Below are 12,929 nucleotides of genomic sequence, written 5' to 3' on the forward strand. Positions count from 1 at the left end.
GATCCGGCGTCCGGAAGACAGTTATGCACAGTGCGCGATTCATCCACAGGACCGGCCGACAGACTGATTACTGCCGAAGAACGATCAATTGCTGCCAACGCCCAACTACAGAAATACTGCCGGCCCTCCACCCGTTGAACCGAGCATCAAAGCTTCAGATACAAGGAGTTGGGGACAATGAAGAAGCTCGGAATCGCCGCACTGGTGGCAAACGGATTGGCAGCAGCGGTGCTGGGACTGGCCGCGCCGGCGTCGGCGGACATCTCCCACCACGACTGGGTCAACGACATCCACCCGCGCGCCGAGGCGCCGCAGGTGGACAACAGCGTGCACCAGAGCCGCTGACCGTCAACAGGATTCGGGGCCCCTCACCGAGGGGCCCCGAATTTTTTTGCCCGGCACCTACAGCAGCGCCGGCACCGCCGCGTCGATCAGGTACGGCCCCGGTGTGGCGTAGCCCACGCGGAGCAGGTCGGCCAACTCCGCCGTTGTCGTCGCCTTCGCCGACGGCACGCCCATGGCCGCCGCCAGCGCCGCGAAATCCGTCGTCGGGCCCGAGAGATCAAGCATCGCCGCGGCTTTCGGCCCACTGGCCTCGGCCCCGACGCGCTGCAGCTCCATGCGCAGGATCGCGTAGGCGGCATTGTTGAGGATGACCGTCACCACGTCGAGCTGCTCGTGCGCCATGGTCCACAACGCCGAAATCGTGTACATCGCACTGCCATCGGACTGCAGACACAGCACCGGACGGTCCGGGCGGGCCACCGCGGCACCGACCGCACTCGGCAATCCGAACCCGATGGCGCCGCCGGTCAACGTCAACAGGTCGTGCCGCGGCGCGCTCATCGTCGCCTGCGGCAGCAGGAACCCGCTGGTGTTGGACTCGTCCACGATGATCGCGTCGTCGGGCAGCGTCGCGGCCACCACCTCGACCCAGTTCTGCGTCGTCAGAGCCGAGTCTGTCGGCAGCTCCGGCACTTTCAGCTCGGTCAGCACCGGCTCGGTACCCGGCGCCACCGAATCGGCCAGTTCTTCCAGACGCGCGACGATGTCGCTGCCCACGGTGTGTATCTGGCAGCCGCCCGGCACCAGGTCACTCGCCTTGCCGGGGTAGGCGAAGAACGACACCGGGGACCGGGCGCCGGCCAGCACGAGGTGCTCGGCGCCGGTGAGCTGGAACTGAGCGGCTTCGGCGAGATACGCCAGGCGTTCGAAGTTGGGCCGGCCGGCGCCGCGTTCGAGCCGGGCCGGGAAGGTCTCGATCAATACCTTGGTTCCGGTGGCCTCGGCGATCCGGCTCGCGGCACGAAGGCCGCGCTCCCGGCAGGCCGCGCTGCCCAGCAGCAGGACGGTGCCGGCGCCGAAGACTTCGGGACCGGCGTCGAGCAGCTCGTGTTCGTCAGGGTCGACGCCGGCGCGGTAGTCGAACGACGCCGCGCTCGTGGTCGGCTCCCCCGCCGCCGGCTCGGCGCCCTCGGTCCACGACACATCCGCCGGCAGGATCAGCGTGGCCACCTGTCCCTGCTGCGCGGCCTCGATCGCGGCCACCGCGTCGTTGGCGATGTCGGCCAATTTCTCGCACCGGCGCACCCATCCCGACACCGTGCCCGCCATCGCGTCGATGTCGGATTCCAGTGGTGCGTCGTACTTCTTGTGGCCGAGCGCATGGTCGCCGACGACGTTGACCATCGGCGAATAGGCCCGGCGGGCGTTGTGCAGGTTGGCGATGCCGTTGCCGAGTCCGGGGCCCAGATGCAGCAGGGTGGCCGCCGGCTTCTCGGCCATGCGGGCATAACCGTCGGCGGCACCGGTGACCACACCCTCGAAAAGGCAGAGCACACCACGCATCTCGGGCACGGAGTCCAGTGCCGCGACGAAGTGCATCTCGCTGGTTCCGGGATTACCGAAGCAGACGTCGACGCCGGCGTCGACCAGTGTGCGGATCAGTGCCTGTGCGCCGTTCATCGTTCTCCTAGGGTTCTTCACCAGCCTGCCGACGACGGTACTACCGGTCCGCGATCAGACCTTCCTGCACCATTGTCGCGACCCTGGTTCCGTCTGCGCCGACCAGACTCCCGGTGATCACACCGCGGCCCCGGCCCGCGGCCGGAGAACGCGATTCCAGCAGATTCCAGTGATCGGCCCGGATCGGGTGGTGAAACCAGATCGAGAAATCGGTGGTGCCGCTGCGGTGGGTGCGTGCCTGCATGGAGTGTCCGTGCACCTGCAGCGCCGGGTCGATCCCGTAGAGGTCGGTGATGTAGCAGGCAATCATCATGTGCGGCAACTGTTCCGGTGGCATCGCCACCGTGGCCCGCCACCACATGCGCCGGACGAACTCGCCCGACGACCGGTCGTCGACGATCCGGATGTCGATCTCGTCCAGCGGCACCGCGGGCGCCGGCCCCGGCGGCCCGGTCAACGGCAGCAGCTCGGGATCCTCTGGCAGTGACCGTGTTTCATCGTGTTCGGGGCCGGCCAGGTCCATCGAGAAGGACACGGTCGCGACGGTCAGCAGCCGCCCGGCCTGGCAGGCCTCGACCCGCCGCGCCGCCGCGGTCCGTCCGTCGTACACCCGGACCACCGTGTAGTCCGTGGTCGCGCCGGCCTCTCCCCCACGCAGGTACTGCAGGTGCATGACCGTCGGGCGCATCTCCGGGTTCACCGTCTGACATGCGGCGGACAGACTCTGCGCCATCAGCAGGCCGCCGAAGGCCCGCTTGCCGTTGGGTCCCCCGGCCGCCCCAAGCCAGGACTCGGGCCCGGCACCGGGCGACACCACCAACAAGTCGGGCAGCACGGTCATGCCACGGTCCCCGCTTCCGTCAGCCCGGCGACATCGGCTGCGGTGAGCCCGAGCCGCTCGGTCAGCACGGCGGTGGTGTCGTCGCCGAGCGCCGGCGCCGGCCGCGCGGGCGGATACTCACCGTCGATCCGCAGCGGCAGGCCCGGTGCCAGGTGGCGGCCGATGCGCGGCTGGTCGAGTTCGGTGAACAGCGGGTTGTCGGTCACCTTGGGACTCGCGGCCACCTCGCTGAAGTCGCGGTAGCGCTCCCACAGGATCGACGTCGCACCCAACGCCGCCGTGATCTGCTCGGCGGTGTGCGCACAGAACCAGACGGTGAACAGACCGGTGAGCGCGTCGCGGTGCAGATAGCGCTGCCCCTCATCGGTGAAGTCCGCACCGAGCGATTCCGACAGCGCGGCAACGGCTTTCGTCGTACCGGTGACCTCGACCAGATCCCGGAAATGGCGTCCGGTCAGCGCGACGATCATGAACGCGGCGCCGTCGGCACTGACGAACTGCTGCCCGTACTGGCCGAAGATCGAGTTGCCGATGCGTTCACGGCCGACCCCGTTGACCATCACCTCGGTCAGGAAGCTGAGATTCCCGGCGGTGGCCAGGGCCACGTTCTCCAGTGGGATGCTGACCTGCTGGCCCTCGCCGCTGCTGTCGCGGTGGCGGAGCGCCGCCGTCACCGCCAGCGCCAGGTACAGGCCGCACGACACGTCCCAGGCCGCCAGCACGTGGTTCACCGGAGTCTGCAACTCGGACGGACCGGTGACCAGCGGAAAGCCCAGCCCGGCGTTGACGGTGTAGTCCACGGCCGTACCACCGTCGGCCCGGCCGGACACCTCGGCGTGGATCAGGTCGGACCGCAGCGCGGAGAGGTTCTCGTACGAATGCCATTGCCGGCCCGCCACATTGGTGATGAAGACCCCGGCGTCGACGATCAGCCGGGTCACCAGGTCCTGACCTTCCGGTGAGCGCATGTCCACCGCGACGGATCGCTTGCCCTTGTTCAGGCCCGCCCAGTAGATGCTCTCGCCGTCATCGGTCACCGGCCAGCGGTGGTAGTCCGCGGCGCCGCCGATGGGATCGATCCGGATGACCTCGGCACCGAGCTGCGCCAGCGTCATCCCCGCCAGGGGCACTGCGACGAAACTGGAGATTTCGACGATGCGCACGCCCGCCAGTGGACGCGCAGACTCCGGCACGGTCATCTGGACACCATAAAGGCCGCTCGCAGCACAACGGGGCGCCCCCGGGCGCGACGCGTCCCGCCGGACGGGAGGTGGTGGCGACCGCGTGACATCCGCACCGTAATTTGGAACGTATGAGTGAGCTGAAGGAAGTCCAGACCGAGCGCGGAACGCTGCGTTATTACGACGAGGGCAGCGGCCCTGTAGTGCTGTTTCTGCACGGTTCGGGCCCGGGCGTGACGGGCTGGCGGAACTTCCGCGGCGTCCTGCCGACGTTCGCGGCACACTTCCGCTGCCTGATCCTCGAGTTCCCCGGCTTCGGCGTCAGCGACGACTTCGGTGGCCACCCGATGATCGACGCCCAGTCCGCGGTCGTGCCCTTCCTCGACGCGCTCGGGGTCGAGAAGGTGGACATCGTCGGTAACTCGATGGGCGGCGGCGTCGGCATCAACTTCGCCATCAACAACCCCGACCGCATCGGCAAGCTGGTCACCATCGGCGGTATCGGCACCAACATCTTCAGCCCCGGCCCGAGCGAGGGCATCCGGCTGCTGCAGGAGTTCACCGAGGACCCGACCCGGCAGCGGCTGATCGACTGGCTCAACTCGATGGTGTACGACGAGAAGATCGTCACCGAAGAGCTGATCGAAGAGCGCTTGAAGCTGGCCTCCGATCCCGAGACGCTCGAGTCGGCCCGCCGGATGTACGGCAAGGCCGCCTTCAAGATGATGATGAAGTTCATGCGGTCGGCCGATGCGCCGCCGCAGCCCTGGGCTCAGATGCACAAGGTGAAGGCGCCGACGCTGTTGACGTGGGGCCGCGACGACCGCGTCAGCCCGCTGGACATGGCGCTCATCCCGATGCGCACCATCTCCAACGCCGAGCTGCACGTGTTCCCGAACTGCGGGCACTGGGCGATGATCGAGGCCAAGGAGGCATTCGAGAGCACGGTGCTGGGCTTCCTGCAGCGCTGATCGTCTGCACGGGCGGCCGCGTACCGCACACCGATCCCATGGTGTGCGGTACGCGGCCGCCCGTTGTCATCTGGTCGCCGGAATATATTGTCCGGCTTATCAATTGACCGGAATGGAACATCGACCGTCGACGCCTGACCATCGGGTCACGTTGCGCGCCAAGACGATTGCCGAGCTACGGCGCGCGGAGACAACCGTCACACTCCGAAGTTCGTACCAATCCGCCGATTTCAAGCGAGGCGCACCCGCGCGCATTCTAGGATCAGCCCCATGAATCGCTTGTCCGGTGCCGACGCCACCTTCTGGTTCGCGGAGACCAACAGCTGGCATATGCATGTCGCCGCGTCGTCGATCTACGACCCCACCGACGCACCGGATTTCAGCTTCGAGTCCGTGAAGGCGCTCATCGCGGCGCGTTTGCCGGAGATGCCGCAACTGCGGTGGCGGGTGACCGGCGCGCCGCTCGGCCTCGACCGGCCGTGGTTCGTCGAAGACGAGGAACTCGATCTCGACTTCCACGTCCGCCACATCGCGGTCCCCGCACCCGGCGGCCGCCGCGAACTCGACCAGTTGGTGGGACGGCTGATGTCCTACAAGCTGGACCGGTCCCGGCCGCTGTGGGAACTCTGGTTCATCGAGGGCGTCGAGGGCGGCCGCGTCGCCGTGCTGATGAAGATGCACCACGCCATCATCGACGGCGTCTCGGGAGCCGGGCTCGGGGAGATTCTCCTCGATTTCACGCCCACCCCGCGACCGCCGGCGGCCGAACCGAGCGGATCACTGGTCGGCGTCAAAGCGCCCGGCATCGAATTGCAGGCCCTGGGCGGTCTGATCAACATCGGCATCAAGACGCCCTACCGCGTCGTGCGTTTCCTGGAACAGACCGTGCGCCAGCAGATTGCGGCACTCAGCGTCGCCAACAAGCCACCCGGCTACTTCGACGCACCGCCCACCCGGTTCAATGGCCCGATCTCACCGCACCGGCGGGTCAGCAATTCCGGCGTGTCCCTGGAGCGTGTGAAAGCGGTGAAGGAAGCATTCGGCGTGAAGGTGAACGACGTCGTGCTGGCGCTCGTCTCGAGTGCCATGCGCACATATCTGGAGGACCGGGGCGAGCTGCCCGACAAGTCGCTCATCGCGCAGGTCCCGGTGTCGACCCGCACCGAGAGTTCCAGCGATCAGGTCGGCAACCAGGTGAGCGCGATGTCGGTGTCGCTGGCATCCGACATCGTCGACCCCGCCGAACGCATCAAGGCCATCTACGCCAGCTCCCAGAGCGCCAAGGAAATGGCGAAAGCCCTTACCGCACACCAGATCATGGGGCTGACCGACACCACCCCACCCGGCCTGGTGGCCCTGGCCGCCCGGGCGTACACGGCGAGCAAGCTCGGCGGCACCCTCAAGCCGATGAACCTCGTCGTGTCCAACGTGCCCGGGCCGCCCGTGCCGCTGTACATGGACGGCGCCGTCCTCGAACAGATGATGCCGATGGGTCCCCTGGTGATGGACGTCGGACTCAACGTCACCTGCTTCAGCTACCGCGACCGCATCGATTTCGGCTTCGTCACGACGCCCGAGATGGCGAACGACATCGACGCCATGGCCGACGCCATCGAGCCGGCACTGGTAGAACTCGAGATCGCGGCCGGGCTCGTCGAACCATGACCGCGCACAGTCATAAGCGAGGCTGGGCACTTCGCGGGTGGGCATCCGAGTCAGCGGGCGACGTCGACGAATTCATCCGCCGACGGTCCTGAAGTCCTATTCCGAACGCCGGTCGATCATTTCGATCAGCGCCTCGATCGCGCGATCCACGCGACGTCGGTCACCCGTCAGCAGAAGATCGACCTGAAGACCACGCACCTGCGCCAGCACCAGGGTCGCAAGGGTGTCCGCCTCTTTGGGCGAACAGCCGGTCCGCACCAGCTGTGCCGCAATGATATTGAGCCAATCATGGATGCTCGCCTGCGCCAGGTCAGCAACGCGGCCACCCTCTCGGGTTGCCCGACCCACCACCTCGAAGAGAAGAACGAACTGCCGCTGCTCAGCCGGGTCGCAAAGCCGTTTCCACGTCGTGCGCAACAGCCGCGACGCCGTCTGGTCAGGATGCATCTGGTCATCACCGGACAGCTGATCGACGAAGTCCGCCCTGATCTTTGCGATGACCTGTAGCAGTAGGTCTTCCTTTGACACGAAGTGCCGCAGCAACGTGGCATGCGTGATCCCCAGGGCGCGTGCCATATCACGCAGCGACAGGTCACTGATTCCGTTATCGAGCACGTACTCGGTGGCGGCGGCCAGTAGTTCAGGCCGCCGATGCTGGTAACGGAGCGTACGTCCGTCCACTCGACCTTCGCTCGCCTGCATTCCGGGCCCCACTTTCAGATAGGCGTACCAACTGGTTGTACTAACCAGTTGGTACGCCTATATTAGGCGCACCGCCGCAAAATGAGAGGTTGACATGGCCGACCACACTCCGTCCTCGTTCGTTGAACTGGGCTTGTTCACCGGAATTCCACAACACGAGAACTTTTCCCGGATCCCCGAACTGCTTCCCACCAGCAAGATGTCCCCCTCCTCGACCCCACACGACTGGCCCGTCGGCGATCCCCTCGAATTGCCGAAGTCGTACGCGCTCAACGGAGAATGCAAGTCGACAGAGGACTTCCTGGCCCAAACGGACACCGCCGCACTCTTGGTTCTGCGCGACGGCGCCATCTCCCACGAGTGGTACGGGCTGACCGGCGGTCCGAACGTTCCGTGGATTTCGATGTCTGTGGCCAAGAGCGTCATCTCGGCACTTGTCGGCATAGCGGTCGAGGACGGGCACATTGCGGGTATCGATCGGCCCATCAGCGACTACATTCGCGTCGCCCCGGGCTCTGCGTATGACGGCGTCTCGATCAAGGATGTGCTCCAGATGTCTTCGGGTGCGCGGTGGAACGAGGACTATAACGACGCGGGGTCCGACATCTTCCGGTTGGCGGCCGCGATGGGCGAAGGTGGAACGCTCGAGGAGTTCGTCGCAACCATGGTCCGCGACATCGAACCGGGGCACGTCTGCCGCTACAACTCCGGCGATACGCAGGCTCTCGGAGCGCTGCTCGTCGGTGCGACGGGCCGTTCCATCACCGACTATATGCAGGAGAAGCTCGTCGAGCCCTTGGGCATCAGCTCACCCGCGTACTGGTTGGTCGACTCGACCGGCATGGAGGTTGCATTCGGCGGCCTCGTCATGACTGCGCGCGACTACGCGAAATTCGGTGAGCTGTATCGCAATGGCGGCCGCTGGCGGGGTCAGCAATTGGTTCCTCAGTCATGGGTGGACGCGTCGCTGGCGGCTGATGCCGAACATCTTCTACCGGGGCGTCCGATCATCGGCAGCCATCCGCTCGACCTGGGTTACGGCTACCAATGGTGGCTGCCCGCCGTGGATTCGGGAGAGTTCAGCGCCATCGGCGTGTACAACCAGTTCATCTACGTCGACCCAGGCAAGAAGACGGTGATCGTGAAACTGTCGGCGAACCGCAGGTACGGCACCAGCGACGACGAAATCACCAACCGCGAACTCGAGACGGTCGCCTTCCTCCGCACGCTGGTCGGTGAACCAGCCCGCTGAGCCGCACCGCGCGCCGGACCAGGAGTGGCCGATCATCGTTGCATCGCAGCAGAGTTCGTTTTCTGCACGTCCGAGGCGGGTCAGGCCTTCTGCGTCAGCCCCGCGTCGACGACCAGTTGAGTGCCGGTGATGTAGCGGGCCTCGTCGGACGCCAGGAACACCACCGCGTTGCTGATGTCCTCGGGCTCCACCCACGGCACCGGCAACAGGTTGCGTGCGGCAAGCACTTCCGCGACGTCGTCGGCGGTCGGGTTCTCCAGATCGGGCCGGATGCGCTTGAAGGTCTCCGGGTTCAGCACCATCGGGGTGCCGACCGCGCCGGGGTGCACGGTGTTGACCCGAATCCGCTTGGGCCCCAGCTCGTTCGCCAGAGTGCGGGCCAGACCCACCACCGCATGCTTGGTGGAGGTGTACGCGGCGGTGTTCGCGGAGCCGCGAAGTCCGTTGGTGGAGCTGATGATCACCACGGATCCGCCGGCCGGGCCGAAATGCGGAACGGCGGCCTTCACCGTGTGCCACACCCCGGTGAGGTTCACGCCGATGACGCGTTGCCAGTCCTCGGTGGTGACCTCCCACGACGGCGCCGACGCCGAATGGATGCCGGCGTTGGCGACCACGACGTCCAGCCGGCCGAACTCCCAGGCCCCTTCGTCGACCGCGGCTTGCACCTCGTCGAACGACGACACGTCGGCCACAGCGGTGAAACAACGCTGACCGCGCTGCTTCACGGCATCGGCAAGATCGGCCAAATCGGCTGCCGCACTGGCGACGTCGAGAGCGATGATGTCGGCGCCCTCGTCGGCGAACCGCTCACAGTGGGTCCGGCCGGTGCCGCGGGCGGCACCGGTGACGAGGGCGACCTTGTTCAGCAGCCCTGACATCAGCCGGCCTTGGTCAGTTCGAATCCCTTGTACCCGGCGGCCGCAACCTCGGCGCAGATGTCGTTGTAGGCGGCGAAGCCACCGATGAACAACATGAAAACCCGTGGCTTACCGGGCACATTCGCGCCCATGTACCAGGAGTTCGCCTTCGGGAACAGCGTCTGGTCGGCGCGGCGCACCAGTTCGGCGCCCCAGGCGTCGACCGCGTCCGTGGTCGCCTCGATGGCCGCATACCCGTTCTTGCCGACGTACTCGATCGCGTCGGCGATCCAGTTCACGTGCGCCTCGGCGTGCAGCACCATGTTGGCCAGCACGGCCGGCGCGCCGGGTCCGTTCACCAGGAACATGTTCGGGAAGCCGTCGACGCCCAGGCCCAGGTAGCTACGCGGTCCGTCCACCCAGTTCTGCTTGAGCTTCTCACCACCGCGGCCGGTGATGTCGATGCGTCCCAGAGCGCCGGTGAGCGCGTCGAATCCGGTGGCGAAGATGATGGCGTCCAGGTCGAACCGGGCCTCAGTGGTGGTGATGCCGGTGGCGTCGATCTGCTCGATCGGCGTCTTCTTCACGCTGACCAGCTTCACGTGTGGCTGGTTGAACGTCTGGAAGTAGTTGGTATCGGTGCAGATCCGCTTGGCGCCGATCGGGTGGTCGTTCGGGATCAGCAGGTCGGCGACCTCGGGATCGTCGATGACCGCGCGCACCTTCTCGTCGTAGAACTTCTTGGCCTCGGCGTTGGCCACCGGGTCGACCATCTGGTCCAGGAAGGTCTTGCTGAACAGCACGCCGCCCAGCTGCCAACGCTTTTCGAACTCCGCACGGCGCTCTTCGTCCGACAGCTCCATGGTGAGCTTGGGGTGCGCCAGGTGCGGTGAGCCGCCGCCGCTGCGCCACGACAGCTCGCGGCGCTGGTCGTAGCTGGCCTTGACCTCGGCTTCCCGCTCGGCCGTCAGCGGCTCGTTGCCGGCCGGCACGGAGAAGTTCGGAGTGCGTTGGAAGACAACGAGTTCGGCGGCCTGCGCGGCCACAATCGGCGTGGTCTGGATGCCCGACGAACCGGTGCCGATGAGGCCGACGCGCTTGCCGGTGAAGTCGACGCCCTCGTGCGGCCAGTTCGCGGTGTGGTAGGTCTCGCCGGCGAAGGTCTCGACGCCGGGGATGTTCGGCAGCAGCGGATCGGACAGCGCGCCGGTGGCCATGACGCAGAACTGCGCGTCCACCGTCTCACCGGTGTCGGTGGTGACGGTCCAGCGCAGCGTCTCCTCGTCGAGCGTCGCCGACACCACGCGGGTGTTCAGCCGGATGTCGCGGCGCAAGTCGAACCGGTCGGCGACATGGTTGATGTACGTGAGGATTTCGGCCTGGGTGGCGTACTTCTCGGTCCAGGTCCACTCCTGCTGCAGGTCCTTGTCGAACGAGTAGCAGTAGTCGATGCTCTCGACGTCGCACCGGGCGCCGGGGTACCGGTTGTAGAACCACGTGCCACCCACATCTGAGGCCGCCTCGAACACGACGACCGAATGGCCTTCCGACCGCAGCTTGTGCAGTGCGTAAAGACCGGCGAACCCGGCACCGACTACTACGACGTCAACCTGTCCAGCGCTGCTCATAGTGCGAAGTTAGCCGCCCTCGGAATGTCCCAGTACGAGGCGTCCCGGTGAACGGACGACCCGCCGGATCGCGTCCCGACCATCGGACCGGACACCCAAGGCGCGATGGCGCCGACGTTCACGGCACAGTCGGGTCGGACTCCGCCGGGCCGGGACTCGGATCTCCCGGAACGGGCGTGGCGCCCGATGCGACCGTTCCAGAGCCCGGTCCCCACTCGCCGTGCCCGTACGGGCCAGGTCCGAGACAGTCCGGATCCACACCGTGGGGTCCCCAACAGCCGGGCGGCTCGGCGACCATCGACTCGAACCCACCCGGCGCGCCTGAAATCTGGGTCACGGGCACAACCACGGCGCCGGCGATCGCCAGTACGGCGGCAACGGACACGGTCGGTCCGATCACCTGCTTCCAACGGCACGTCCATCCGTACATCGCGCTGCCTCGCCTCTGTCCGGTCGTCAACCTTCGGGCTCGATGATCCGCCGTCTCGGGCCGGGGAGGTAGAGCCCATCGGTCCGGCGACGAGAGCCTTAGGTCCCGTCGTGCTGTGAGCCAGGAATGCGATGCGCCAACCAGATCCACGTCGCTGAAGGATTTTCGCCCGCTGACCGGGAACAGCCTCCCGGTGCGCCGCGGGTGCGGTAAACCATTAATTAGCCCATCACAGGAGTTAGGAAAACGACCATGACCCAGCGGGTTATCGACAAACTCGGTGACATCGCCGACCAGCTTCGCGAACAAGCCTGGGAGGCAGAGAAGTTGGGCCAGCTGCCCGACGAGACCGTGAAGCTGATGAAGGCCGCCGGCAACATCAAGCTGCTGCAGCCCAAGGAATATGACGGCCTGGAGGTGCATCCGCGCGAGTTCGCCGAGACCGTGATGGCGACCGCCGCCCTGGACCCGGCCGCCGGCTGGATCAACGGCGTCGTCGGTGTGCACCCGTACCAGCTCGCCTACGCCGACCCGAAGGTCGCCGCCGAAATCTGGGGATCGGACACCGACACCTGGGTCGCGTCGCCGTACGCCCCGCAGGGCGTGGCCCGGCCCGTCGATGGTGGCTACATCTTCAACGGCCGCTGGCAGTTCAGCTCGGGCACCGACCACTGTGAGTGGATCTTCCTGGGCGCCATGCTCGGTGACGCCGAGGGCAAGCCCCTCATGCCGCCGCAGATGCTGCACATGATCCTGCCCCGCAGCGACTACGAAATCGTCCAGGACTCCTGGAACGTCGTGGGCCTGCGCGGTACCGGTTCCAAGGACGTCATCGTCAAGGACGCCTTCGTCCCCACCTACCGCACCATGGACGCCACCAAGGTGATGGACGGCCGGGCCCAGATCGAGGCCGGCATGACCTCCCCGCTGTACCTGATGCCGTGGTCGACGATGTTCCCGCTCGGCATTTCGTCGGCCGTCATCGGCATCGCCGAGGGCGCCCTGGCCGCCGCGCTCGATTACCAGCGTGAGCGCGTCAACTCCAGTGGTGTGGCCATCAAGGACGACCCGTACGTCATGTACGCCATCGGTGAGGCCGCCGCCGACATCAACGCCGCCCGCCAGGAACTGCTGGCCAACGTCGACCGGATCTACGACATGGTCGCCGCCGGCAAGGAGGTGTCGTTCGAGGACCGCGCCGCCGGCCGGCGCACCCAGATCCGGTCGGTGTGGCGCGCGGTGTCCGCCGTCGACGAGATCTTCGCCCGTTGCGGCGGCAACGCCACCCGCATGGACAAGCCTCTGCAGCGCTACTGGCGCGACGCGCATGTCGGTCAGGCCCACGCCATCCACGTGCCCGGTACCACCTACCACGCATCGGCGCTGAGCAGCCTGGGCGTGGATCCGCAGGGCCCGCTGCGAGGCATGATCTGA

General features: G+C 66.6%; 12 protein-coding genes. 5 read left to right on the forward strand and 7 right to left on the reverse strand.

From position 1 onward, the window contains the following. Positions 1-177: 177 nt before the first annotated feature. Positions 178-345, forward strand: coding sequence for a hypothetical protein (locus BR47_RS33425; protein WP_020103734.1), 168 nt, complete (start codon positions 178-180; stop codon positions 343-345). A 57-nt stretch (positions 346-402) separates the two neighbouring features. Here the strand turns inward: BR47_RS33425 and BR47_RS0101715 are convergent, their stop codons facing one another. Genes BR47_RS0101715 through BR47_RS0101725 form a run of 3 tightly spaced genes read right to left on the reverse strand, consistent with a single transcriptional unit; the run spans position 403 to position 4,005 of the window. Further along, complete coding sequence (locus BR47_RS0101715) at positions 403-1,965, reverse strand: acetolactate synthase large subunit (protein ID WP_029118393.1); 1,563 nt, start codon at positions 1,963-1,965, stop codon at positions 403-405. 40 nt (positions 1,966-2,005) lie between these two features. After that, positions 2,006-2,806, reverse strand: a complete 801-nt coding sequence (locus tag BR47_RS0101720; protein ID WP_029118394.1) for an acyl-CoA thioesterase — start codon at positions 2,804-2,806, stop codon at positions 2,006-2,008. Beyond that, complete coding sequence (locus BR47_RS0101725; RefSeq protein ID WP_029118395.1) at positions 2,803-4,005, reverse strand: CoA transferase; 1,203 nt, start codon at positions 4,003-4,005, stop codon at positions 2,803-2,805. The genes BR47_RS0101720 and BR47_RS0101725 overlap by 4 nt, the downstream gene beginning before the upstream one ends. 113 nt (positions 4,006-4,118) lie before the next feature. On the opposite strand from BR47_RS0101725, the gene BR47_RS0101730 reads away from it, so the two are divergent. Further along, positions 4,119-4,958 (forward strand): alpha/beta fold hydrolase, encoded by an 840-nt coding sequence (locus BR47_RS0101730; RefSeq protein WP_020103738.1) that lies wholly within the window; start codon positions 4,119-4,121, stop codon positions 4,956-4,958. 270 nt (positions 4,959-5,228) lie between these two features. Continuing rightward, positions 5,229-6,623, forward strand: coding sequence for a WS/DGAT/MGAT family O-acyltransferase (locus BR47_RS0101735; protein ID WP_029118396.1), 1,395 nt, complete (start codon positions 5,229-5,231; stop codon positions 6,621-6,623). A 96-nt stretch (positions 6,624-6,719) separates the two neighbouring features. On the opposite strand, the gene BR47_RS0101740 is transcribed toward BR47_RS0101735, so the two are convergent. Beyond that, positions 6,720-7,325: a TetR/AcrR family transcriptional regulator gene (locus tag BR47_RS0101740; RefSeq protein ID WP_036421529.1), complete on the reverse strand. Its 606-nt coding sequence runs from the start codon at positions 7,323-7,325 to the stop codon at positions 6,720-6,722. A gap of 94 nt (positions 7,326-7,419) precedes the next feature. Here BR47_RS0101740 and BR47_RS0101745 point away from each other — a divergent pair, with 94 nt between their 5' ends. Beyond that, entirely contained in the window at positions 7,420-8,577 is a 1,158-nt protein-coding gene (locus BR47_RS0101745) for a serine hydrolase domain-containing protein (RefSeq protein WP_020103741.1), read from the forward strand. Between the two features lie 80 nt (positions 8,578-8,657). Here the strand turns inward: BR47_RS0101745 and BR47_RS0101750 are convergent, their stop codons facing one another. The 3 genes from BR47_RS0101750 to BR47_RS0101760 all read right to left on the reverse strand — a co-directional run bounded on the left by BR47_RS0101750 (position 8,658) and on the right by BR47_RS0101760 (position 11,465). Further along, positions 8,658-9,458, reverse strand: a complete 801-nt coding sequence (locus tag BR47_RS0101750; RefSeq protein WP_020103742.1) for a mycofactocin-coupled SDR family oxidoreductase — start codon at positions 9,456-9,458, stop codon at positions 8,658-8,660. Then, positions 9,458-11,065 carry a flavin-containing monooxygenase gene (locus BR47_RS0101755; protein WP_020103743.1) on the reverse strand — a complete coding sequence of 536 codons (1,608 nt, stop codon included), beginning with the start codon at positions 11,063-11,065 and terminating at the stop codon, positions 9,458-9,460. The genes BR47_RS0101750 and BR47_RS0101755 overlap by 1 nt, the downstream gene beginning before the upstream one ends. Before the next feature lie 118 nt (positions 11,066-11,183). Further along, a complete protein-coding gene (locus BR47_RS0101760; RefSeq protein ID WP_141772143.1) occupies positions 11,184-11,465 on the reverse strand; it encodes a hypothetical protein in 282 nt (93 codons plus the stop codon). A gap of 282 nt (positions 11,466-11,747) precedes the next feature. Here BR47_RS0101760 and BR47_RS0101765 point away from each other — a divergent pair, with 282 nt between their 5' ends. Next, positions 11,748-12,929 carry an acyl-CoA dehydrogenase family protein gene (locus BR47_RS0101765; protein ID WP_029118397.1) on the forward strand — a complete coding sequence of 394 codons (1,182 nt, stop codon included), beginning with the start codon at positions 11,748-11,750 and terminating at the stop codon, positions 12,927-12,929.

The sequence above is a fragment of the Mycobacterium sp. UNC410CL29Cvi84 genome (genome assembly GCF_000686745.1).
Taxonomy (GTDB): domain Bacteria; phylum Actinomycetota; class Actinomycetes; order Mycobacteriales; family Mycobacteriaceae; genus Mycobacterium; species Mycobacterium mucogenicum_B.

What these genes read in the sequence shown, in the direction of transcription:
- BR47_RS33425 (WP_020103734.1), top strand. Translation starts at nt 178, where the DNA reads ATGAAGAAGCTCGGAATCGCCGCACTGGTGGCAAACGGATTGGCAGCA.
- BR47_RS0101715 (WP_029118393.1), bottom strand. Translation starts at nt 1,965, where the DNA reads ATGAACGGCGCACAGGCACTGATCCGCACACTGGTCGACGCCGGCGTC.
- BR47_RS0101720 (WP_029118394.1), bottom strand. Translation starts at nt 2,806, where the DNA reads ATGACCGTGCTGCCCGACTTGTTGGTGGTGTCGCCCGGTGCCGGGCCC.
- BR47_RS0101725 (WP_029118395.1), bottom strand. Translation starts at nt 4,005, where the DNA reads ATGACCGTGCCGGAGTCTGCGCGTCCACTGGCGGGCGTGCGCATCGTC.
- BR47_RS0101730 (WP_020103738.1), top strand. Translation starts at nt 4,119, where the DNA reads ATGAGTGAGCTGAAGGAAGTCCAGACCGAGCGCGGAACGCTGCGTTAT.
- BR47_RS0101735 (WP_029118396.1), top strand. Translation starts at nt 5,229, where the DNA reads ATGAATCGCTTGTCCGGTGCCGACGCCACCTTCTGGTTCGCGGAGACC.
- BR47_RS0101740 (WP_036421529.1), bottom strand. Translation starts at nt 7,325, where the DNA reads ATGCAGGCGAGCGAAGGTCGAGTGGACGGACGTACGCTCCGTTACCAG.
- BR47_RS0101745 (WP_020103741.1), top strand. Translation starts at nt 7,420, where the DNA reads ATGGCCGACCACACTCCGTCCTCGTTCGTTGAACTGGGCTTGTTCACC.
- BR47_RS0101750 (WP_020103742.1), bottom strand. Translation starts at nt 9,458, where the DNA reads ATGTCAGGGCTGCTGAACAAGGTCGCCCTCGTCACCGGTGCCGCCCGC.
- BR47_RS0101755 (WP_020103743.1), bottom strand. Translation starts at nt 11,065, where the DNA reads ATGAGCAGCGCTGGACAGGTTGACGTCGTAGTAGTCGGTGCCGGGTTC.
- BR47_RS0101765 (WP_029118397.1), top strand. Translation starts at nt 11,748, where the DNA reads ATGACCCAGCGGGTTATCGACAAACTCGGTGACATCGCCGACCAGCTT.